This is a genomic window from Desulfoplanes sp. PS50 (assembly GCF_053851535.1).
Map to the genome: position 1 here is coordinate 1 of NZ_JBSPZA010000038.1, position 21424 is coordinate 21424.

General features: G+C 57.5%; 18 protein-coding genes and 1 pseudogene. 17 read left to right on the forward strand and 2 right to left on the reverse strand.

Annotated elements, in window-relative coordinates:
• The coding region (locus ACTVJH_RS13875) for a PAS domain S-box protein (protein WP_455991898.1) at positions 1-1851 on the forward strand (1851 nt) is incomplete at its 5' end.
• Entirely contained in the window at positions 1826-3271 is a 1446-nt protein-coding gene (locus tag ACTVJH_RS13880) for a sigma-54-dependent transcriptional regulator (RefSeq protein ID WP_455991901.1), read from the forward strand. The genes ACTVJH_RS13875 and ACTVJH_RS13880, both read left to right, overlap by 26 nt.
• A gap of 398 nt (positions 3272-3669) precedes the next feature.
• On the opposite strand, the gene ACTVJH_RS13885 is transcribed toward ACTVJH_RS13880, so the two are convergent.
• On the reverse strand, positions 3670-3981 hold the full coding sequence (locus ACTVJH_RS13885) for a hypothetical protein (protein ID WP_455991904.1): 312 nt from the start codon (positions 3979-3981) through the stop codon (positions 3670-3672).
• A 213-nt stretch (positions 3982-4194) separates the two neighbouring features.
• Here ACTVJH_RS13885 and ACTVJH_RS13890 point away from each other — a divergent pair, with 213 nt between their 5' ends.
• Both ACTVJH_RS13890 and ACTVJH_RS13895 read left to right on the forward strand, forming a co-directional pair.
• Positions 4195-4470, forward strand: a complete 276-nt coding sequence (locus tag ACTVJH_RS13890) for a hypothetical protein (RefSeq protein WP_455991906.1) — start codon at positions 4195-4197, stop codon at positions 4468-4470.
• Between the two features lie 75 nt (positions 4471-4545).
• Positions 4546-5448 carry a hypothetical protein gene (locus tag ACTVJH_RS13895; RefSeq protein ID WP_455991909.1) on the forward strand — a complete coding sequence of 301 codons (903 nt, stop codon included), beginning with the start codon at positions 4546-4548 and terminating at the stop codon, positions 5446-5448.
• A 31-nt stretch (positions 5449-5479) separates the two neighbouring features.
• On the opposite strand, the pseudogene ACTVJH_RS13900 reads toward ACTVJH_RS13895, so the two are convergent.
• Positions 5480-5788, reverse strand: a pseudogene (locus ACTVJH_RS13900) (transposase); the annotation flags it as partial.
• Positions 5789-6145: 357 nt separating this feature from the next.
• Between ACTVJH_RS13900 and ACTVJH_RS13905 the strand changes: the two are divergent.
• From ACTVJH_RS13905 to ACTVJH_RS13965, 13 genes are all read left to right on the forward strand, one after another.
• On the forward strand, positions 6146-7075 hold the full coding sequence (locus ACTVJH_RS13905; RefSeq protein ID WP_455991912.1) for a cytochrome c3 family protein: 930 nt from the start codon (positions 6146-6148) through the stop codon (positions 7073-7075).
• A gap of 116 nt (positions 7076-7191) precedes the next feature.
• On the forward strand, positions 7192-8223 hold the full coding sequence (locus tag ACTVJH_RS13910; RefSeq protein ID WP_455991914.1) for an NHL repeat-containing protein: 1032 nt from the start codon (positions 7192-7194) through the stop codon (positions 8221-8223).
• Positions 8224-8535: 312 nt separating this feature from the next.
• Entirely contained in the window at positions 8536-9660 is a 1125-nt protein-coding gene (locus tag ACTVJH_RS13915) for a YVTN family beta-propeller repeat protein (RefSeq protein WP_455991952.1), read from the forward strand.
• Complete coding sequence (locus ACTVJH_RS13920; RefSeq protein WP_455991916.1) at positions 9657-10604, forward strand: hypothetical protein; 948 nt, start codon at positions 9657-9659, stop codon at positions 10602-10604. Before ACTVJH_RS13915 ends, ACTVJH_RS13920 begins: the two co-directional genes overlap by 4 nt.
• On the forward strand, positions 10552-11811 hold the full coding sequence (locus ACTVJH_RS13925; protein WP_455991919.1) for a hypothetical protein: 1260 nt from the start codon (positions 10552-10554) through the stop codon (positions 11809-11811). The genes ACTVJH_RS13920 and ACTVJH_RS13925 overlap by 53 nt, the downstream gene beginning before the upstream one ends.
• A gap of 11 nt (positions 11812-11822) precedes the next feature.
• On the forward strand, positions 11823-12497 hold the full coding sequence (locus ACTVJH_RS13930; RefSeq protein ID WP_455991921.1) for a GNA1162 family protein: 675 nt from the start codon (positions 11823-11825) through the stop codon (positions 12495-12497).
• Between the two features lie 130 nt (positions 12498-12627).
• A complete protein-coding gene (locus ACTVJH_RS13935; RefSeq protein ID WP_455991924.1) occupies positions 12628-13998 on the forward strand; it encodes a hypothetical protein in 1371 nt (456 codons plus the stop codon).
• Entirely contained in the window at positions 13988-14581 is a 594-nt protein-coding gene (locus ACTVJH_RS13940; RefSeq protein ID WP_455991926.1) for a GNA1162 family protein, read from the forward strand. The genes ACTVJH_RS13935 and ACTVJH_RS13940 overlap by 11 nt, the downstream gene beginning before the upstream one ends.
• A 13-nt stretch (positions 14582-14594) precedes the next feature.
• Entirely contained in the window at positions 14595-16034 is a 1440-nt protein-coding gene (locus ACTVJH_RS13945; protein WP_455991928.1) for a peptidylprolyl isomerase, read from the forward strand.
• Between the two features lie 53 nt (positions 16035-16087).
• Entirely contained in the window at positions 16088-17953 is a 1866-nt protein-coding gene (locus ACTVJH_RS13950) for a cytochrome c3 family protein (RefSeq protein ID WP_455991931.1), read from the forward strand.
• A gap of 28 nt (positions 17954-17981) precedes the next feature.
• Complete coding sequence (locus ACTVJH_RS13955) at positions 17982-19223, forward strand: cytochrome c3 family protein (protein ID WP_455991934.1); 1242 nt, start codon at positions 17982-17984, stop codon at positions 19221-19223.
• Positions 19224-19383: 160 nt separating this feature from the next.
• Entirely contained in the window at positions 19384-20283 is a 900-nt protein-coding gene (locus ACTVJH_RS13960) for an NHL repeat-containing protein (protein WP_455991936.1), read from the forward strand.
• Complete coding sequence (locus ACTVJH_RS13965) at positions 20283-21419, forward strand: cytochrome c3 family protein (RefSeq protein ID WP_455991938.1); 1137 nt, start codon at positions 20283-20285, stop codon at positions 21417-21419. Before ACTVJH_RS13960 ends, ACTVJH_RS13965 begins: the two co-directional genes overlap by 1 nt.
• Positions 21420-21424 lie beyond the last annotated feature (5 nt).

A 21424-nucleotide genomic window follows, 5' to 3' on the forward strand; every position in this document is an offset into this window, starting at 1 on the left:
TCGGCCGGGAATTGGTCGGGCAGGATATTTTCATATACGATCAGCAGGAAACAGGAGGATTGCGCGGTGAGCGATACACGCAAGGAGGAACAGGTTCAATACGTCCCTGTCCAGATGATGCCCATGGAGGGTGATGAGGACGAAATAGACCTGCTGGAGCTGTGGCGGATTCTGCTGAAAGGCAAATGGTTCATTGCCGTGGGTGTTGCTGCCCTGATCGTGCTGTTATGGGCCTTCAGCCTTAGAAAGATGGTCGCCAACAGGACACGCCAGTTGGTGAATTCCAACAGGCGGTTCAAGGACCAGGTCCTGGAGCGCATGCGCGCGGAGGAATCGCTGGGCGAGAGTGAGGAACGCTTTCGCCAAATGGTAGAAAATGCGCATGTATTCTTTTGGGTACGGGAGGCCGACAGCGACCACCTACTCTATGCCAGTCCTGGGTACGAGCGCATCTGGGGGCAGTCTCCTGCTGCAATCCTCGCGGATCCGTCCAAATTCATTGAATCCATTCATCCAACTGACAGGGACTCTGTCTGCCAAACCTTGAAAGAAGCACGGGCGAACCGGGTGGCGGACTGTGAATGTTGCATCCAGCGCCCCGACGGGGAGTTGAGCTGGGTGCACTGGCGAGTGTTTCCGGTGCTTGATGCCCAGGGCACGGTCTACCGGCTGGCCGGAGTCGCTGTGGACGTTACCAAGCGTCGTCATGCCGAGGATCAGTTGCGCGAAGGAGAGCGTCGTTATCGGACGATCACTGAAAATCTTCCGGGCGGGATGCTGCTTTTGGATATTGAGTTGCGCGTGGTGGCTGCCAATAGCACGTTCAAGGATTGGTTCCCGGATGCTGTTTTCAGTATTGGAACTCACTGTTATTCTCTGGTGGGCCGTCAGGACCCTTGCCCCCTCTGCCCGTGTGCAACCTTGTTCACCGACGGTGAGGTCCATACCCAGTTCAAGGAGCTGTCGGTGCGAGGCGCCAAGCGGATGTTCAGGATCATCGCCTGCCCCATCCGTAACAATGATGGATTGGTGGTTCAGGGGGTCGTCATGTACTCCGACGTCACCGAGGAGGTGAAGCTCTCCGAGCAGTTGCAGCGCGCCACCAGAACGGAGTTGCTGGCCACTATGAGCTGTGGCATTGTCCATGAGGTGAATCAGCCACTGAACGCGCTGAAACTGTGGGCCACTGGTCTGATGATGCTCATCGAGAGGGAACTGCAGGTGGAGCCGCAGGTGCTCTTGGAGCAGTTGGGAAAAATTCAGGGAGCCGCGGATAGGATCGCCTCGGTCATCGACCATATGCGCATGCTTATCCGCAAGGGTGACGACGTGGAGGTCGGGATCGTGGATCTCAATCTGGCCGTGAAGCGTGCCTTGACCTTGATGTCCGCCAGGTTGGCCTATCACGGCATCAGGCTATCGCTGGAGTTGGAGGCGGCACCAACGCTGGTTCGGGCCAATGGCATCCAACTTGAGGAGGTGGTCATCAATCTCATGGTCAACGCCATCGACAGCCATGACAACCACGAGCAGCGCAACAAGCTCGTCGCCATCTCCACCCTCGCTAACGCGCAGCATGTGACCTTGGTCGTGGAAGACAACGGCCCCGGATTTGCGGACGAACCGGAAAGAATATTCGAGCCGTTCTACACGACCAAGAAGCATGGTGGGAGTATGGGGCTGGGGTTGTCCCTGGTCCAGACTTTCGTAAACTCCTGGAACGGCAAGATAACAGCCGGTGTTTCGGAACATCTCAAGGGGGTGAAGCTTGAAGTGTCGCTTCTCAAGGGGGCCGGGCCGCAGCCTGCAGGAGGGGAAGAGCTGAATGAAAGTTCTGATTGTGGACGATGAGCCCATCAGCCTGTCCAGTCTAGGGGATATGATCACCATGCTTGGGTATGAGGCTGTGTTGTGCGGGGACGCTGCCGCGGCACTCAAGCTTTGTGCTGAGGCATATTATCCGGTGATCATCACCGATGTGTGCATGCCGGGTATCGACGGTTTAGAATTTTTGGAACGGGTCAAGAAAAGCAAGCTGATGTTCTCCAGCGATGTGATCATCATTACCGGGCACGGCGAAATTGAGATTGCGGTCAAGGCGCTCAGGCTGGGGGCCTACGACTTTCTGAAGAAGCCGTTGGACGCCCGGGAACTGGCCGCCGTGGTAGAGCGCAGCGCCGAGCATCAAGCCTTGCTTCTGGAGAACAGGGACCTTTCACAATGCAGTGATCGGCGTATTATGGAGGCCACTTCCGACTTGCAGCGCGCCCGGGAGCAGTTGCGCAGGGTGACCGGGGTGGGGAATATCGTTGTTTCCTCGCCCTGCATGCAGCAGATTGTCATCGACGCCCGATTGTATCATGCGAATACCGATGTCCCCGTGCTCATCGAGGGTGAGACGGGCACGGGCAAGGAGATTGTGGCTAGGCTCATTCATTATGGGGAAGACGGTTTCAAGGCCCCTTTCATGGACATCAACTGTGCCGCTATCTCCGAGAATCTGTTTGAGAGTGAATTGTTTGGCTATGAGGCAGGAGCCTTCACAGGCAGTGACCGCAAGGGTTCCACGGGCAAGCTGGAGGCTGCTGGCAAGGGCACGGTGTTCCTGGATGAGATCGGCGAATTGCCCCTGCACATCCAGCCCAAGCTGCTGCGCGTGCTGGAAAGTCGTAAGTTTTATAGGGTGGGTGGCATCAAAAAGATCAATCTTGAGGCGCGCATCATCTGTGCTACGAATTGCAGTTTGGAGAAGATGGTGGAGGAGGGGACTTTCCGGCGTGACCTCTTTCATCGCCTGAAGATAGGCTATTTCACCATCTTGCCCCTCCGCCAACGCAAGGAGGATATCGCACCTCTGGCGCAGTTGTTCCTGGAGGATGAGGCCAAGAGCAAGAAGAAGCGTTTCAAGGGCTTGTCCAGGGCCGCTTTGGATATGCTCAGGGCCTATCCGTGGAAGGGCAATGTGCGAGAGCTGAAGAATGCCATCGAGCGGGCCGTATTGATCTACGACGACGAGGAACTCAGGACAGAGCATCTGGAATTTCTGGCGCCCAGACCCCGCGCCAGCGGAGGCTGGAGTCGGTCATGCAGCCTGTTCGAGTTGTCCGATTTGGCCCTGCCTGACGAACCCTTTGATTTGGACGAGTTCCTCAACGACCTGAAGCGGCAACTCGTGCTCAAGGCCGTCGACCGCTTTGGCAACAATAAGACGCAGGCGGCCGAGTACCTTCATTGGGATCGTAATAAGATCTACCGCCTGATCGACGGATGACACAGTAGCCCCGGGTGGGGGAAATTCTGGTCGTGCAAGCGCCGCCTGAAACATCGTAAAGGATGTGTCAGGCGGCGCTTTTTAGGGGGTGGAACAGGGCTCGGCGCTCGAATGTAAGCGTTCGATTTCGAGCGGTGCACGGTTTCAGGGTGGTTTGTGCCAGCTGTATGCATTGAAAAGATCAATTATTTCGCTGGAAAATGAATCTACCACTGGAATAATAACTTGGCATACATTTTGCAATCTTAATAAATTCAGTGAGATGGGACAGATGCTCACAGGCCTTGTCCGTTCAGCCGTTTTTGGCCGTGCGGGGAGGGGGAAATGTCAGACGAAGAAATAGTCAATACAAAACCTATTGGGCCGAGTGGGAAGGGTTGGGAGGAATTAAAATGGGATTAGGTTTGTTGAAAATGAGGTTCGCTGTCGCGGAAGTTCTTGGAGTCGCCGTGATTCTGGTTTTGTGCTGCTCGGTTGCAATGGCGCAAAGTGTCTCCCCTGAGATAGAGATAACCAATGATCACTGCATTGTGTGCCATCCCCAGGAACCTGTCCAGGTAGCCCTTCATGGTGGCAAGCACAGTACTGCTGTTGGCTGTCTGGATTGCCACACAGAGCATCCACCGCAGGGCACGCAGGCTGTTCCGCAATGCTCCATGTGCCATACAGGCAAAGCGCATTATTCTCTGGATAATTGTAGCCAATGTCATTCATCAGGACATGCTCCTTTGAATTTGGTCCTTGAGGGCCAAATTACAGAGCCGTGTCTGACCTGTCACAGCGAGCAGGGCCTGGAGGTCAAGAATCACCCCAGTGCCCACGCCAGTATGGCCTGCAACGAATGTCACACTAGCCATCGCGAGGTTCCTACATGTCTGGACTGCCATTCCTCGCATAACGAAAGTATGGATCAGGAGTCCTGCATGACCTGCCACCCGGCACATATGCCGCTGGTCGTCAAGTACGAACGAGGGACACCTTCTGAATACTGCAAGTCATGTCATGAAAAAGCCTTCAACGTGCTCGCCGTCAATACGACAAAGCACCATGACTTGGCTTGTGACAATTGCCACCGTTCGGAGCACAAGGCCGTTCCTACCTGCTTCGTCTGTCATGGGCGGTCGCATCCAGAGGCCATGCTTGAAAAATTTAAAGATTGTAGCGACTGCCACGGCACGGCGCACGATCTGCGGCGATAGCACGGGCCGGGAGCAATCGGCGCGATGATTTATGATTTTTGATTTTTGTAACGGCGACAGCATGAGGTGAATGATATGAGATTGGTCAATGGATTGGTGCTGCTTGGTCTTGCGGTCTGCCTGGTCTGCGTGGCGGCCTGCGAGAAGAGGACACCTGCCGGGGGAGGACCCGCGGAACTGATGTCTGTGGTTCCACCACAGCAAGAAAGGCACGAGATTGCCCTGTATGACATCGGCGTTTCTCCGCTGAAAACAGAGCAGTGTGGTCAATGCCATATCCCTGTATATGATGCCATTCGTGAGGATGGGGGGAAACACAAGATTGCTTGTGTGAAGTGTCACGAGCAATACCACGCATATAGTCCTCGCAAACTGAATTATCTGGAAATTATGCCCAAATGCGGCACCTGCCACGTGGGCCCGGATGGTGGTGAGTATCACGGCTCTGAGGCGTCCCTGAAGGATTGTTACAAGTGTCACGCTGATGTGCATCGTCCTCTGCTGATGGGTATGGAGAATCTTTCGCCTGAATGTGGCACCTGCCATAAGCAAGTGGCTGGTGAATTGGCGATGAATCCCAGTGCCCATTCAAGCCAGGTGGGATGTGATGACTGTCATGCCGACAACCACGGCAAGATTCCTGAATGTGCGGATTGTCACGACTCGCATAGTCCTCAAGTGAAGATGACATCTGCTGAATGCATGTCCTGCCATCCTGTGCACCAGCCAAAGTCAGTGGCATATGATGATAATGTTTCCTCAGCAATATGTGCGGGATGCCATGCTGAAGTGCAGATTAGTCTGGCAAAGAATGTGACAAAGCACACCAATGTCCCCTGTTCTGGCTGCCATGTAAAACACGGTGAAATTGATCCGTGCAGTAAGTGCCATGGAGAGCCGCACTCCAAGACGATGATGCATGACACCATCAAGTGTGGCGATTGCCACGGTACGGCGCATGAGCTGATTGCGGGATGAGGCAAGAGAATAAAATAAGGGGGGTAGTCGGTTAGCTCCTCTTCTGTTTACCGTCGAGCCAATCATAGCCAAAAGTTACTTCAGTATCAGTTACTGGTGAGGTAACCATGGCCTGCTCCATGAGTCTGCGGAAAACGAGACCTCTACTACGGGAGTTACGCCGGTTAAATTGGAAAGTAAATTCTTCCAAGTAGGATTGTAGATGCTCAGGAACGAAAGATCCTTGATGTGTACCCAATAGCCAACGTTTGAGAAGGCTAGCAACACGATGTACCCCCGGCATCGAAACATGAGCTGGATCATCAGATGAAGTAAGTATCGTCCTCTCATGATCGAAGCCATACTTGGACTCGACATTCAGGCTTGAGCCAACGTAAAGCAATAAAAACTCAACGATTCTAGCGTGTTGTCGAAATCTTTTATGTAAGACCCTAATTGATGCCAGTGTAAGCCAGTTTTGTTTACGCTATTCAACATTTTTTACGATTTTATATTGACACGTAAAACCCTAGTCTGTATGTGGTGGGCATGGCCCACTTGCATAAATATGTACATCTTGGGGAGTGCACTACGCGCAGGGCTCCAGGAAGAGCGGAAGGAGAAAGATATGAGACACAGGCAATGGATGCGTAACGTGGTTCGAGTAGCGGTGCTGGGCCTTATTGGGGCGTTGGCGGCCTCCGCGGCGTGGGCGGCGGTGTCCGGTTCGTGTGTGGAATGCCATACCATGCATAGTTCTCAGGATGGGTCGACCATGGGCAGTAGCGCGACGGGCATGGCCCATTTGACGATCAATAACTGCATCGGTTGCCATACCAATGGTGGCCTGGGTGGTGTCGCCCCTGTGGTGGACGGCACCTACAACCAAGACTCCTGCGCCGGTGGAACCTTCAAGGAGGGTGTGGGTGGAGTGGCTAGCGATGCGGGAGTGCACAATGTGGACATCGCCCTGCCTACCCTGGGTGAAGACGAAACGCTGATCGCGACGAACATCCCAGGCTTGTCCGGGGGCATGAACTCCGGCAAGGGCGATCAGGATGCCCAGGCCCTGACCTGCGCGGGCAGAAACGGCTGTCATGGCGACGCCAGGGTCGACGGCAACGACGCGGGCATCATGGGTTTCCACCATGGGGCCAAGGAGGGCTATCGCTATTTGCAGATCGCCAGCACTCAGGACGCCGTCCTGGGCATAGGCGCCGCTGACTGGGAGGCCGGGATATCCGGCTCCGCGACGGGTGCGAATGGTGAACATAACATCTACAGCTCTGATGCCAATGCGGGCATCAATAAGCTCTGCGCCAACTGTCACCCGGATTTCCACTCCCTGTCCAACACGAGTGATGGCAGCAACTGGCTTCGGCATCCCACGGACAATGACATCCCCACAACGAGCGGTTGGACGGCTACGGTGAACTACCGCGAAAACCCGTTCGCCTTCTCGGATGTCACGGGCATGGATCCGGGTACGGCCTATACTGTCAGCGGGGCACAGGTAGCGTGCGTTTCATGCCACAGGGCCCATGGTACGCCCTACGACGATCTGTTGCGCTGGGACTACACGGCTCAAGTGGCCGGTAGCACCGTCAGTTACGGATGCCTGGGCTGTCATAACAAGCAACGCGGTTGATAATGGGGTCAGCAAGACATCTATGGTGAACATCCTGCCGATCCTCCACCATGGGACAACAGGGGGGCTCATGTCCCCCCTCTCACCATCTCGCCCGACATGTATAGGGTGGAATCATGAATTTTTTCCTCTGGCGTCTGATCACCTGCACAGCACTTGTTTTGATCGGGCTGTTGCAGTTGGCCGCAGCGCAGGAGGGTACTGCGCAAGAAGAGATGCCACTTCAGGAAGAGCCCGTGGTCCTGGGGCAATTCTCACCCCAAGATGTGGTCGTAGCTGAAAAGGCGGAGGTAATCGGGACCGTCTTTGAGGATTACGACGGCTTGAGGATGTCGTTTCCGTCGCGTGTGTTCGTGGATCGGGACAATGGAGAGGTCTATGTCGTTGACGGCGGCAACTCCAGAGTCCTTGTCTATACCTATGATCTGTATCCTCTCCTCTCAATTGGAGTTTCTGATGGCCTGGAGAGTCCGGTAGGAGTTGCTGTGGGTGGCGATGGCTATGTGTACGTGGCCCAGGTCCCCGGTAAGGGAGGTACGCAATCCAGAATCTCTGTGTTCAATCCCGCTCTGTCATGGGAACGGGACATTGTGTTTCAGGGATTTGCAGGAGCGGAAGCATTCCGCCCCCGCAATTTACTCGTGACTCCGCAAGGCGAATTCTACGTAACAGGGGACCGCTTTACCGGGTTGGTCATCCTTGATGCCGATGGGGCATTCGTGCGGCTGCTGAATGTGGAGGATTCGGTGGGTGGCGAGGCGCCACGACAGGCCATGATCAGCGACATGGAGCTGGACTCCAGCGGGCTGTTGTTCCTGCTCAGCGAAGAGATGGGGCGCGTGTATGTCTTCGATGGGAATGGTGTGCTGCAAAGATCCTTCGGGAATAAGGGAGGTGGGCCGGGCAAGCTCAGCAGACCCCGGGGCATCGCCTTGGACGAGCTTGGGCGGCGAGTCTTGGTGGTGGATTACATGCGGCACACGGTCAATGTCTATTCCTGGGAAGGGGAGCACCTGTTCGACTTTGGAGGCAAGGGGTGGCGCGACGGGTGGTTTCAATTTCCCAACGATATCGCAGTGGACGCAGCCGGTGACGTGCTCGTTGCCGACACGTTCAACAACCGGGTTCAGGTGATGCGTCTGGAATAGCCTCGGCCCGGGAGTCGGGGGCAAAAGACGGGGGAAAAGCTCATGCATTTGGTCATGCGCGGGGTTCTATTGCTGGTTGCACTGATGGCGACCGCATGCGCTTCGCTCGATACAATGCCGCAAGCCTTTTCGAGTGGGCAGGGGCAAATTTATCTCTATTTTGAGACCCTCGAGACGGGTGGTGCGGAGATTCGCTTTGCCCTGTCCGAGGTTTTTCTGATCGATGAGAGTGGCAGGCGACATCCATTGGGAGTGGAGTCGGAGCTGTCATCGGCAAAAACTGGGGGCGGCCTACGGTTGGCCGTGTCGGGGATGGAACCGGGCAGATACGTGGGCATGGCGTGGTCTGTTCGCTGGGCCACCGTGGAGCGCGATGGCGTGTCCGTTCCTCTGGAACCCCAGGGCTCTGATGGCGAAGCACTGGTGGACATTGATTTTATTCTTGACCCGGGCCGGAGCCGGACATTGTTTGCCCAATGGTTCGTGGGGGCCTCGCTGTGCGAAGAAGATGGGTTCCTGCCTAAACTGACGGTCAGCGAACAGCGTATTGAGCTGGCTGCGTCCTTGGTTTTCGTCTCCAACGTGACGGACTCGTCCCTGACCGTGATCAATCGTTTTCTGGGCCAGGTGGTTGGGTCCATTGCCGTGGGACCTGCCCCCATGGGGCTTGTGTCCTCTCCGGGTGGAGAGCGGTTGTACGTCGCCAGCTATGGTGGGCAGTGCATTTCGGTGGTGGATGTGGCCGCCGAACAGGTGGTGGACAGCTTCGGCAATCTGGGGCGAGCCCCCACAGAACTGGCTCTATCCGCGGATGGGGAATTGCTGTTTGTCGCCAACCCGGCCTCGGACTGTGTGACGATCATCGACACCGCGATGGGGCAACCCGTGCGCGTGGTGGATGTGGGCCGGAATCCCAGTGGTATTGTTTTCGATGCGGAGAGGAACAGGGTGTATGTGGCCAACACTGGCTCAGGCACCCTGTCCGTCATTGATGGCAACAGCCTTGAAGTGATGCGTACCGTGATCGTGGGGCAAGCCCCCCGTGGGTTGGCTGTGGTCGAGGATACCTTGTTTGTCACCGATGCCGGGACCTCCTCTCTCTGGGCAGTGGATTTACCCTCGTACAATGTCTCGGTGGCGATGTCTGCCAGCAGTCGTGGTGGAAACCTGCTGCGTGGGCCGTACGGGATGGTCTACATGACGGCCCCCATGGCCGATGAGCTGACCTTTGTGCAGACGGCTACTCGTTCCGCCGTGAAGCGGGTGAGGATGAGCGCCGCCCCAGGGCAGATGGGCTTGGATACGACGCACGGCAAGCTCTATGTGGTTTGCGGCGAGGCAGACGAGTTGGCGGTTGTGGATGCGTCGATGCGTAAAATCGACTCCCTGATACAAGTGGGCAGGAGGCCCCATGGCGTTGCGGTCATTGACGAATGACCGGGGTGCGGGATCAGGTGGACATCCCAGGCCGGACGTTCGGGAGATGCATCCTCTGGGGACTGGGCCTGCTGGCATGGATAGTGGTCTTTCCTCTGCGGGGGGAAGCGGAAGACAGGATCAGTGTGGCACTGCAACTCTCCTACCGTATTGCGGAGATTAAATCCGGAGATGAGGAACGTATTGATAGCAGCTTTTTACGACTCTACAAGGTGAGATTGAGCAAGGATCTTTCTTCCACCGTGAATTTTACCGGGAGCTTCGACTTGAGCGAGTTTGAAAACAATGAACTCAGATCTACATCGCAGGTTCCCGAACTGCGGCTTTCCGTGTGCAGTGACGTCGTGAACGGCAATGTGGGCTATCGGTTGGTTGAAAAGGGGCTTCATGGTTTGACCACCGGTTCCGACGAGGCTCGCCGCACAACCGAATCCTGGAATCTGGACCTTGCTACTGCGGCCCTGGAGAGGACCAATGTCCGATTGTCTTACAGAAGGGATAGGGACTTTGATCATCTGCCCATCCGGGAAACTGATTCCTTGAACGATGACTTGTTATGGACCATCGATCACGAACTGCTGGATTCTCTGAGCGTGGGGTACCGCCTGCGGCTGAGAGAATCCAGAAACCTGGTGGATGATGTGCGTCAGGACATCCAAACCAACGAGGGCTGGCTGCGTTTCAATGACCGGTACCTGGATGATGCCCTGTCTATCTCGGGCAGCTATACGCATACGGTGACCGAGACTGACCTCTGGGTGGGGAACACGGCCTACGATGTAGAGAATCAGAAAGCTCCCCTGGCAGGACTGGGCCGGGATACAACTCCTAGTGTGGAAATTGCTCTGAACCCTCTGGGTGCGCTGATCGACGGGGACCTGCAAACCAGCGTTGGTCTCAATATCGGGGGGGGGCGGAAACACGAACCGGAATCTGGGGCTTGATCTGAATCGCGCCACAAGAGTGGACGAACTCAGGCTGTACACCTCTGATGCTACTTTTACTCCCGCTGATTTCACCTGGGCCCTTTTTGCTAGTGATGATGGCTTTTTCTGGACCCAGATCAGCGCCTCCGCAAGCTTTGTCTACGACGACGAGAAGAACTATTTCGCCATCACCGTGCCCGGGGTGGAGTCGCGCTATCTCAAGGTGGTCAACACGACCAATGACGCCACGGTCTCTCCAATTTTTGTCACAGAGCTTGAAGCCTATTCGCTGGAAACGCATGGAGTTGGTTCAACTGATTCTGAGATGGCAGTAACCAAGAATACTCAAATGAGTATGAGTTACCAGCCGCGTGATTGGCTGCAGTTATCCTACAATATGAGTCAGATAAGACGCATGGAAGAGGCTGGTGCGGATGAAATTCGACGCGATACGCATAGCATCGGGGTTCGGGTAAGCCAACCGCTTGGCTCATACGCTATGGCCACCGGTCAGTACCAACGACGGCTGGAAATCCAGACCGGAGAATTGGATAGGACCTCGGACACCTATCTGGCGAATCTGGGGGCCCAGCCGTTGGAAACGCTGGATGTTGACCTGTCCCTGGGGCGGGTGGATTCACGCGAGGGGTCGGAGAACGTGGCCTGCAGCAGCGATGCCCAGGTGCATGTGGGTGCATTGCTCAGGCAGGGCGCGCATCTGGATCTGGAAAGCGGCCTGTCTGTCAATGAGAACTACCAATCCGAATCCGTGACCACAGCCAGGCATCTGAAGTCCAATCTGCGTCTGGAACTGACACGCAGCCTCACTGCAATGTTGATTCACGACATGAGTTGGACGGAGACGGAACACGCCTTGACTGTCACCAAGGGGCGAACGTCGTTCAGCAAGGTGGCCATGTATTATCGACCCTCACGAATCTTCTATCTGCGCGGATCACTAAGCCTGGATCAGGATCACATCACCGGGGTGGATACGACCAAGCAGGAATGCAGTCTCAGCTGGCTGCTGACGAAAAAGCTCCAGCTGGATACCGAGTGGTCCATGGAGCTCAATGGCGACGAGAAAAAAGTCTTTACCATGGACTTGGTATGGACTTTGAGCCGGATGCTTAATGTGCGAGTCGGTTATGACTGGAGCTGGTACCAGTCCGATATTCTGACCGAGGTGCAACAGTATTCCATGGGCCTGTCCGCGAAGTTTTAGAGGTGAGTGTGATGAAAAATAGAGTTGGTTTGATTCTGTCCAGGGGGCGCGTGGCGCAGGCCGCGCTCGTGGGGCTTGTCTCGGCACTCCTGCTGTCAACGGGGTGTGCCACGCCCTTGAACTATGTCCGCCCCGACGCGGACCTGAGTTATGTCCGGTCTGTGGCCATCGTGCCATTCAAGAACCTGACTCAGGAGAAATGCGCTGAGGAGAAGGTCATGCACGTGGTGGCCACGGAGATGCTGCGCCGCGGCGTGGATGTGGTGGAGTTTGGCGAGGTGGCCAAGGTGTTGCGTGGCGAGGGGCACGGCAAGGATGAGGGCTCAATCAATCGCGCGGTGGCCGAAAGCGCAGCACGTCGCCTGGGGGTGCAGGCGTTCCTGGTTGGGGCGGTGCAGGAGTATGGGCAATCGACCAAGGGTGGCGACGCCTACCTAGAGGTCTCCGTGTCTCTGCGGCTCATTGACGCCAAGACCTGTACCATCCTGTGGGAATCTACCCACAGCCTGAAGGGAACCACTGTCCTTGATCGACTGCTCGGTATCGGCAAGGAGAGCCGCACTGATTTGAGTCGTGATGTGGTGGTGGAGATGCTGGCCTCGTTGTTTGAACATCAACTTGAGGCGCCTGGGGCGTTGGCGTGCCACCAAATCAAGGCCTTACGCAACGACCATGCTGGGAGGTAGCCGCTGGCTGGGGAGAAGCTGCGTGTCTCGAGGCGTGTGGTTGCTGCTGTGGTTGCTGCTGCTGCCCCTGTGCGTCGTGGCTGCGGAACCATCCGCCCGGGGGCGGGTGCGACGGGTGGCCGTGATGCCCATGGGCATGTTTGCGGACCAGGGGAGTCTGGTCGATGTCGCGGATTATGTGGGAGCGGGGCTTGGCAGGCGCGGGTTTGAGGTGGTGCCGCAGGATCGGCTGGAGAGGTTTCGCGTGACTCATCGCCTTCGTAGGGCGGAATTCATAGATCGGGCAGTGTTGCGAGTGCTCGGAGTGGAATTGGGGGTGGATGCCTTGGTGGTCGGACAGGCCTATATGACCGGAGGAGATATCCCCCAGGCGACAGTCGCCGCGCAGTTGGTTGAATGCGGAGACGCTTCGGTTGTCTGGGCGGAGAGCGTATCGGCCAGCGGCGATGACTACACCACGGTGCTTGGTTTGGGGCGTATTGGGAACATGGAGGATTTGTTGCAGCGCATCGTGGCCGATTTGCTGAGTTCCGTTCCTGATGAAATGTTCGTGCAGGTGTCGTCTCTGCCCGACTTTGAGATTGCACGGGCCGCATTCAAACCTGATGTCCTGCGCGGAGGCCAGCCCACCACGCTGGTGGTGGAGGTCAGGCCAGGAGACCAGCCGTTGCGACAGGTGCGAGCCTATCTACTGGACAAGGAGATTGACTTGCACGCAATGGGCAACGGGCATTTCAGCGGGGAGTTGATCGCGCCGATGATCGAACGCACCTATCCGCTGCGGGTCTATGTCACCGACCGCTGGAACAAGCTGGTAACCGTGGAAACCGATGCCTCGCTTACCGTGGATAACAGTCCTCCTGCACTGAGCGTGAGTTTCAGTGACAGGTTCCTTTCACCCAATGACGACGGAGTACAGGATCGTGTTCTGTTTACCCCCAAGGCCGATGAATTACTGCGGATTCGTGATTGGGCTGTGCGCATTACTGATGCCTCGGGCAATGAAGTGCGCTCCGAGCACGGACGCGGTGAATTGCCTGAATTCTTCATGTGGCGCGGGCAGGACGGCAAGGGGCACACCGTGCCCGACGGTGAGTACGCCTGTTCGCTTATGGTCTCGGATAGTGCTGGAAACAGCTCGATCACGCCGGTGCAGTGGATGGTGGTGGATACGTCTGCTCCCCAGGTCGCCGTATCTCTTGTGGAAGCCGATGCACTCAGGACTGTGGTCATGGTTCCCGGACCTTTGGACACCATCGTGCGCTGGGACCTGACCTTGTATGGGCGTGACTCCGACATGGTTGCCGGATTTCACGGCCAGGGGACGCCGCCGCCATCCGTCAAGGCCCCCGCAGAGGCTGTGGCCTATTCCCTGGAGGTTTTGGATCAGGCCGGGAATAGGCAGTGGGTGGAGATATCCCCACTCATTCCGCGTCAGCCCGAGGTGCAGGAGACGGATCTCAGGCCGCAAGAGCGCAAGGTGTGGGTTGATGATTTTTGATGCCTGGACGGTCAAAGTGTCACTGGTCTGTGCCCTGCTCATGGTGCTGGGGGGGTGCGCCGGTGTGCGTGACATCTATCTTCGCGATGATTTTGAGACTCGTGGCATCGGAGTGGTGGCTGTGTTTCCTTTTGATAACAGCACCCCCCATCCCGATGCCAGTCCGGTGGTTACGGCGGCCTTTGTCGCCGGACTCATGGACCGGGGTGGGTACGCGGTGGAGCATTACGGCAACGTCAAGACGTTCCTGCTTGATCGCCGCGTTCTGGCCCGTAAAGGAGTGGACAGGGACACTCTGTCTCATATCCGCCGGAGCCTGGGCGTGGACGCGGTGCTTTTTGGGTCGGTGGAGGACTATGGCGATGCCGGAGGCGTTGGCTGGGACGCGGTGCCCAAGGTCGCCGTGAGTGTGTATCTGGTGGACGCTCGTACCGGCGACATTCTGTTCATGGCGCAGCATCAGCGTGACGGTGATGACTACGCGGTGACGATGGATATCGGCCGAGTGCGAACGAGTGGGGAATTGGCCCGACGTATGGCAGACGAGGTTGTCGAATTTCTTCCCCTTGGTGTGGCGCAATGACCTGGAGGCAAGGATGCACGGTGTGACGTTACGAGCGGCTGCGGCGGTATTGGCCCTGGCCTGGATGATTTATGTCCCAGGTATGGCCCACGCTGTCTCTGTGGCTGTGGAGGTCAACGGGCAAGCCATTACCGTGGCCGATATCGAGCAGCGGGTGCGTGATATCCATCGCGCCAAGCCCAGGATGCGTACCTCGGGCAGTGATGTGGCCCTGAGTGTGGAAGACATTGTGGGTTCCCTGGTCGACGAGCGGTTGCTGGCTCAGGAAGCCTTGACCATGGGCCTGGATGGTGGGGCGGAATTCCGCCGACGCATGCAGGCCTTTGTGCGCGATCAATCCATTTTGATGTTGTACAGGGAGGAGATCGAAAGCCAGGTGCAGGTGGAGGACGCTGCGATTATCGAACGTTACACCACGTCTCTGGGGGTGGAAGCCGCACCTCAGGAAGCCATCCCGGATCGTATGCGGGAGCGTATTGGCAAGACCCTGCGCAAGGAACGCACTGCGGCTTTGGCTGACGCCTTTGTGGCCCGGCTTCGGGAACAAGCCAAGGTTGTGGTGCACCAGGACCGTTTGCAGGCGGTGACGTTGCCCCTGTCCTCCACTGCCTCTGAAGGTACCCTGGCCGAAGTGGGTGAGGAGCAGGTGTCCATGGCCGATTTCATGGCCGATCTGGGCCGAGAATACGCCAAGGCAGAGCGCATGTTGCAACGTGGAGATGAAACGTCCCGCCTTGCGTGGCTCGAAGGGGCCAAGGAACGTGTGCTCGATGCCTTGCTGACCAACGTGCTCGTTGGTCGCGAGGCCTTGAAACGCGACTATTCCGTCCGGGAAGATTTTCAGCAGGCCGTGACCGTCCGCCGTGATGCGCTGTTGCAGGATGCCTTTCAGACGCAGGTATTGCTGCCTCTTGCCATAGCCGAAGACGGCGAACTCCGGGAGTTCTACGAAAGCCATGCCGAGCTGTATACCTGTGGCTGCCAAGTGCGGTTGGGCGAACTGCGCTTCAAGGAGCAGGAGCTGGCCTCAGCTGCCTTGGAGGAACTGCACAACGGAGCCGTGTTTGCGTTTCTGGCAAGACGGCTTGGCGGACGCTGCACCCCGGGAGAAGGCTGGGTGCCCGAGAGTGAATTGCCCCCAGTATTTCGCGCGGCGTTGGCCACCCTTCCTGAAGGAGGGCTCAGCGATGTGTTGACCCTGGGTAGGGATCTGGTGGTTCTTAAGCTCCGAGGTCGGCGTGGGTGCTCGGTTCTGCCTTACGACACGGTCCTGCCGGATTTGCAGCGCAGAGTGCGGGGACGCAAGTACAGCATGGTTCGGGAACAATATGTTCAGGCCCTGCGCAAGCGTGCACACATCGTGATGCATGACGATGTATTGCAGCAATTGGAAGACGCATTTTGGAAGACTCAACCGGACACCACCGTTCGATCGGAAAGGGGCGAGCCATGAGGCATGTGCTGCCTGTTGTAATACTGCTGCTCCTGTTCGTGTGGAGCGGTACCGTGTCCTGTAGCAAGGAATCCAGGCCTCCATTCGGCGGGATGGGCGCAGGCTGTGTGGACTGCCATGAGCCCGAGGTCGAGGGTTATGCGCGCATTGGAAAGGTTCACGCCCCGGTGGCCAAGGGCGACTGTGCCGCCTGCCACAAGCCTCATGGCCTTGTGGGGGGCGTGTATCTGCGTGCCAGTGGCGATGCTCTGTGCGTGGGATGCCATACGGACTTGAGCGACGTCGCGAATAGGAAGACCGCGCACGCCCCGGTGGCAGCGGGTGGTTGTTTGTCTTGCCATGATCCGCATGCCTCGGCACATCCGGCCCTAGTGCGTGAGCAGGGCCAGTGTTTCTCTTGTCACGACCGGGAACAGTTCGAACGCGCCGTGCGGCATCGGCCCCTGGACGAGGGTGGCTGCGCCGTCTGTCACGACGTGCATGGCTCGGACCACGGCAAGCTTTTGAAAGCCGAGGGGCAGAACGCCTGCGGCTCCTGCCATGCGCTTCAGTCCAAGGAATTTGCCACGGCCCATAGCGGGTTGGCTCCTTCCGGGGATTCGTGCACCACATGCCACACCCCACATTCTGCATCTGGTCCGGGTTTGCTCAGGGAGCAAGTGCATGCCCCTTTTGGCCGAGGCGATTGCGCCTCATGCCATGAGCCGTCTGTGGGGACGGGCCCCCCTGCCCTTAAACCCGGAGCGGTGCAATGCCAGGGCTGCCATGGGGATAAGGTCATGCACAAAGGGGGGAAACCCCATAGTGCGCAGGCGCAGGGCGGTTGCTTGTCCTGCCACAATCCGCATGCTTCGGACAATAAGGCCCAGACTCGGTTGCCCGGGGCTGAGCTTTGCTATTCGTGTCACCAGCAGGTCGAGGCTCGAATGGGCAAGTCCTACCGGCATACTCCCGTGAATACGGGGAACTGCACCGGCTGTCATGAACCACATTCCTCGGACCAGGACAACGGCCTGCGGGCGGAAGGCTCGGCCCTGTGCCTGCGGTGTCATGACAGCGCACCTTTCACCAAGGCGCGAGTGCATGCCCCGGTCAGAGACGGCGCATGCCTGAGCTGTCACGATGCCCACGCCTCGGACAACAAAGGCGTGCTCAAGGCCCCGGGGGCCGAGCTATGCTATTCCTGTCATCCCAAGCAACAGAAACGTTTTGACAAGGTCAACGTGCATACGCCTGTCAAGCTTGGACAATGTGTGTCCTGTCACAGTCCGCACAGCGCGCAACGCAGTGCTTTGCTCAGTGATACCCAGGAAAAGTTGTGCTTCAACTGTCACAGCGACATGAAGACGGAGTCTGTTGGTCAGGGTCATGCCCCTTTCAACAAAGGCGCCTGCGATACCTGTCATGCCAGCCACGCCAGTGATCAGGATTTTCATTTGGTGAGACCTGTGTCGGATATCTGTTCACAGTGCCATGAGCGATTGGTGGTTCAGGATCAAACCGTGGTGCATGAACCTTTCGCTGATGGCCAATGCACAGCGTGTCATACCCCGCATGGCAGCGGGGTGGGGCGGCTGCTGAATAGGCCGCCAGGTCCGTTGTGCCTGTCGTGCCACGACGAGGTGACGGACAGTCTTGAATCTGGCAAGTATCGCCATAAGCCTGCCCTGGATGGCGACTGCCTGTCCTGCCACCGGGGCCACTCCTCGAAGACTCCGGGGCTGTTGATCGCCCCGGGCGGTAAGGTCTGCAAGACGTGCCATGCCAAAGGCAAGATAGGAAATCATCGCGGAGTGGACAGTACCAATGCCGACTGCTCTGGCTGTCATGCTCCGCATGCCGCAGATACCAAAGCCCTGTTGCTGCCTGTGCTGCACGGGCCATTTAAGGAGGGGGCGTGTTCCGACTGCCACAAATGAGACCTTCGGTGAGAGAGGAGGACGCGACATGTCCATGAAACTGTGTTGGAGCATACCGGTGTGGGTGGTGGTCTTGGCCGCACTCCTGCTCTGGCTGTTCGTGCCTTGGGCCTCGGGTGCCCGACCGGGGGCCAGTCCTCCGGATGGGTGCGTTTCGTGTCACCCTGAATTGAAGGCAAAGATCGCTCAGTCCAACGCGCATGACCCTTTTCGCAAACAACAGTGCGATAGTTGTCATACGGTGCATGCCTCCCAATATGGGCATCTGCTCAAGGCGGAACCACGTGAGCTTTGTCTGCGCTGTCACGAAGGCGGCGGGCGGGGTTCCGGCGATGTTGTCCATTCTCCCTATGGCTCCGGGGACTGCATGAAATGCCATGATCCGCATTCTTCGGGTCGCAAGAACATGCTTGTTGCCGATAAGGACGCCCTGTGTTTTGGCTGTCACGATAAGGATCGGATTGCCAAGGGGAACCTTCACGCCCCTGTGCGCCAAGGGAACTGCCTGGGGTGTCATCAGGCGCATACGTCCAAATATGATGGCTTGCTCAGTAAGCAGCGTGGGGCGTTGTGCAAGGGCTGCCACTCCGATGCGGGTGCAAAGAAGGGGGCGCACCGCGGCTATTCGGTTGCGAATTCTGATTGCATGTCCTGCCACAGTCCGCACAGTTCACCGCGCAAGGCCCTGGTCATGGACTCCAGCCATGAGCCTTTCAAGCGCGGTCAATGCTCCGCCTGTCACCAAAAAGCTGCAGGGGGTGGTGCGCTCAAGGAACAGGGTGCGCAACTCTGTCTGCGCTGCCACGAGAAGCAGGCCGAGAGCTTCCGTAAGACCGTAAGCCATGCAGGCCAAGGGGTGTATTGTCTGAATTGTCATGGTCCGCATGCCTCGGAGCGCGACAAGCTTCGCCGTTCAAGTGAGGCCACGATGTGTCTGGAGTGCCATAGCGACACAGCGGAACTGATGCGTGATCCCCGCGCTTCCTATAAACATCCGTTGGTCAAGGAAGGGCGGTGCACCAGTTGCCACACGCCCCATGGTTCGGATCAGCCCCACCTGCTCGACAAGGGAGAAGTGGGCGGATGCACCAAATGTCATGAGCGACATGCCGAGTTTACGCATCCTATTGGCGAAGACACGGTGGACCCGCGCTCCAAGCGGGATATCTCGTGCATCACCTGCCACAATCTGATGGGCAGCCCCTATCCTTTTGCACTGCGGTTCGACAGGAAGAAAGACCTGTGTCTGCAATGTCACAAGGGATACTAGTACACTGTACGCCCTAAAAATTCGTATTTACAAAACAGCTACAAGTCTGTGAAAGTATTCTTTTCAAGATAAAAATCAGGATGTTAAAATGAGGACGTACTATCCGAAGGATTACGTTATACGATGTACTAGGGCCAGCCGCGAAGTGAGGATGAAATAGATGGCAACGCGCACGATTATTCTGTTCCTGGCCTTGGCGCTGGTTTTGCCCTGCTCCTCGCAGGCAGGCAGCTCGGAGCCCGAGCATCTGATGTCAGTGGTCCGCTCCGCCGAAACCGGTCCTTTTGGGCTGTTGGGTGGTGTTTTTTTCGACGAGGTCCGCAAACGGCTGTATGTGGCAGACACGACTGGTGGCCGTATCCTGGCCTATGACTCGGCATTCGGCTTTGTGTCACAGTTCGACGGGGGCGGAAGGCTCAGTGCTCCATCGGCTCTGGTACGCGACAGGCAGGGCATCTTCTATGTCATCCAGGCCGGGGAAGGAGCCGTACTGGCAGTGGATATGCAGCTCAAGACCATGGAACCGTTGAGCCTGAAGGGTGCGCCCGGTGTGAACGCCGTGCATCCTGTCAACCTTGCCCTGGACGAGGATGACAACCTCTATGTGGCCGATGCCGCCAACCAGCAGGTATTGATTTTCGGCCTGGACCGGCGCTACCGGGGCGTCATTCACGTCCCTCAAGGGGACGGGTTGCGGGATGTGAAGGTGGTCGGGGGGCGTGTCTATGTGGTGAATGCGCTCAAGGGTGGAGTGTGTGTGTATGACCTTTCCGGAAAGCTCGTGGCGCAGTTCGGCGTTCGAGGTCGGGGCCGGGGGGAAATGGCCTTTCCCGTCAGCCTTGCCGTTGCCTCCGGGGGGCAGATCCATGTCCTGGACAGCCACCGCTGCAAGATTTTGGTCTTTTTGGCCCAGGGGACATTCCTGCATGAATTCTCCAGGGAAGGCTGGCGGGAGGGGCGACTACATTACCCATCCTATCTTTTCAGGAATGAAGAGGGGCAGTTGTTCGTGGTGGATAGACAGAACAAACGGGTGAGCGTGTTTGAGCAAGGGCGCTGATGAACAGGCGAAGTGGTGTGGCCGCATGGCTCCTGGCCTGGCTGGCTGGCCTGATGCTGCTGGCTCAGGGCCAGAATCTCGGGGCCCGGGTGTCGGGGCCGTGTTCCGATTGCCACACCATGCACAACAGCCAGGACGCAGCGCCCATGGCCTATGGATTCACCGGCAGCAGCTATGAAGCCCAATCTGACCCCAATGCCAATCTGTTAATCACGGATTGTCTGGGCTGCCATTCGGCCTTGGATGGCAGCACCTGGCGGGACGCCACCACAGGGGCTCCCATCGTGTTCAATACCTCGGCGCCGAACTATGGGGCCTCCTCGGATGGCGGGACTACGCGCCAGGGCTTGGCCGCAGGCAATTTCTACTGGACAGGGCAGGATGATGCCAATGGTCATAATATCATGGCTACCGATGCTTCGTTGAGCACTGCTCCGGGCAATACGGTGAGCTGCGGTGGCGATTCCTGCCACAACAACCTCGATCGGGCCTATGGTGGTGGGGGATTTCTCAATGGCCGGGCGGCGTGCACTGGATGTCACATGGTCACGGGGAGTACGACTCCCTCTGTGACGGGCTGGCATCACAGGGATGACGCGGGGCCGGTGGTGAATAGCGCCGACCAGGGTTGGTATCGATTTCTTGCCGGGCACGAGACCGGCGACGGGCACGGAGTGTCGGGGCTTGAGGATGATGATTGGGAGCACTCAGTGTCCGCCTTGGATCATAACGAGTACCTGGGCAACGCGGGCGACAAGACGGATGCCCAGGCCATGGCCCGCGAGGGGAATACCATGAGTGGGTTCTGTGCCGGATGCCACGGCAATTTTCATGAGCAGAATACATCTGGGGTGGGTGGTTCACCCTGGATACGCCATCCTTCGGATGCCGTGATTCCGGCCGGTGGCGAGTACGCCGCGTTCATCGCCTATAATCCCCTGGTGCCTGTGGCCCGGCCAAGCCTGGGCGGAGCCGCCAGCCCGGGCGTGACGCCCGGCTCGGACATGGTGATGTGCCTTTCCTGTCACCGGGCGCACGCCAGCCCCTATTACAAGATGATGCGTTGGGATTATCGCAGCAACGACCTGAGCACCTCGTTATCGGGCTGTGCTGCATGTCACACCAAGAAGAATTAGAAGGG

Bases quoted from the DNA above. Each gene is read 5' to 3' on its own strand.
- ACTVJH_RS13880 (WP_455991901.1), top strand. From the start codon at position 1,826: ATGAAAGTTCTGATTGTGGACGATGAGCCCATCAGCCTGTCCAGTCTA.
- ACTVJH_RS13910 (WP_455991914.1), top strand. From the start codon at position 7,192: ATGAATTTTTTCCTCTGGCGTCTGATCACCTGCACAGCACTTGTTTTG.
- ACTVJH_RS13955 (WP_455991934.1), top strand. From the start codon at position 17,982: ATGTCCATGAAACTGTGTTGGAGCATACCGGTGTGGGTGGTGGTCTTG.
- ACTVJH_RS13930 (WP_455991921.1), top strand. From the start codon at position 11,823: ATGAAAAATAGAGTTGGTTTGATTCTGTCCAGGGGGCGCGTGGCGCAG.
- ACTVJH_RS13935 (WP_455991924.1), top strand. From the start codon at position 12,628: ATGGGCATGTTTGCGGACCAGGGGAGTCTGGTCGATGTCGCGGATTAT.
- ACTVJH_RS13890 (WP_455991906.1), top strand. From the start codon at position 4,195: ATGACCTGCCACCCGGCACATATGCCGCTGGTCGTCAAGTACGAACGA.
- ACTVJH_RS13965 (WP_455991938.1), top strand. From the start codon at position 20,283: ATGAACAGGCGAAGTGGTGTGGCCGCATGGCTCCTGGCCTGGCTGGCT.
- ACTVJH_RS13945 (WP_455991928.1), top strand. From the start codon at position 14,595: ATGCACGGTGTGACGTTACGAGCGGCTGCGGCGGTATTGGCCCTGGCC.
- ACTVJH_RS13915 (WP_455991952.1), top strand. From the start codon at position 8,536: ATGGAACCGGGCAGATACGTGGGCATGGCGTGGTCTGTTCGCTGGGCC.
- ACTVJH_RS13940 (WP_455991926.1), top strand. From the start codon at position 13,988: ATGATTTTTGATGCCTGGACGGTCAAAGTGTCACTGGTCTGTGCCCTG.
- ACTVJH_RS13920 (WP_455991916.1), top strand. From the start codon at position 9,657: ATGACCGGGGTGCGGGATCAGGTGGACATCCCAGGCCGGACGTTCGGG.
- ACTVJH_RS13960 (WP_455991936.1), top strand. From the start codon at position 19,384: ATGGCAACGCGCACGATTATTCTGTTCCTGGCCTTGGCGCTGGTTTTG.
- ACTVJH_RS13895 (WP_455991909.1), top strand. From the start codon at position 4,546: ATGAGATTGGTCAATGGATTGGTGCTGCTTGGTCTTGCGGTCTGCCTG.
- ACTVJH_RS13885 (WP_455991904.1), bottom strand. From the start codon at position 3,981: ATGACATTGGCTACAATTATCCAGAGAATAATGCGCTTTGCCTGTATG.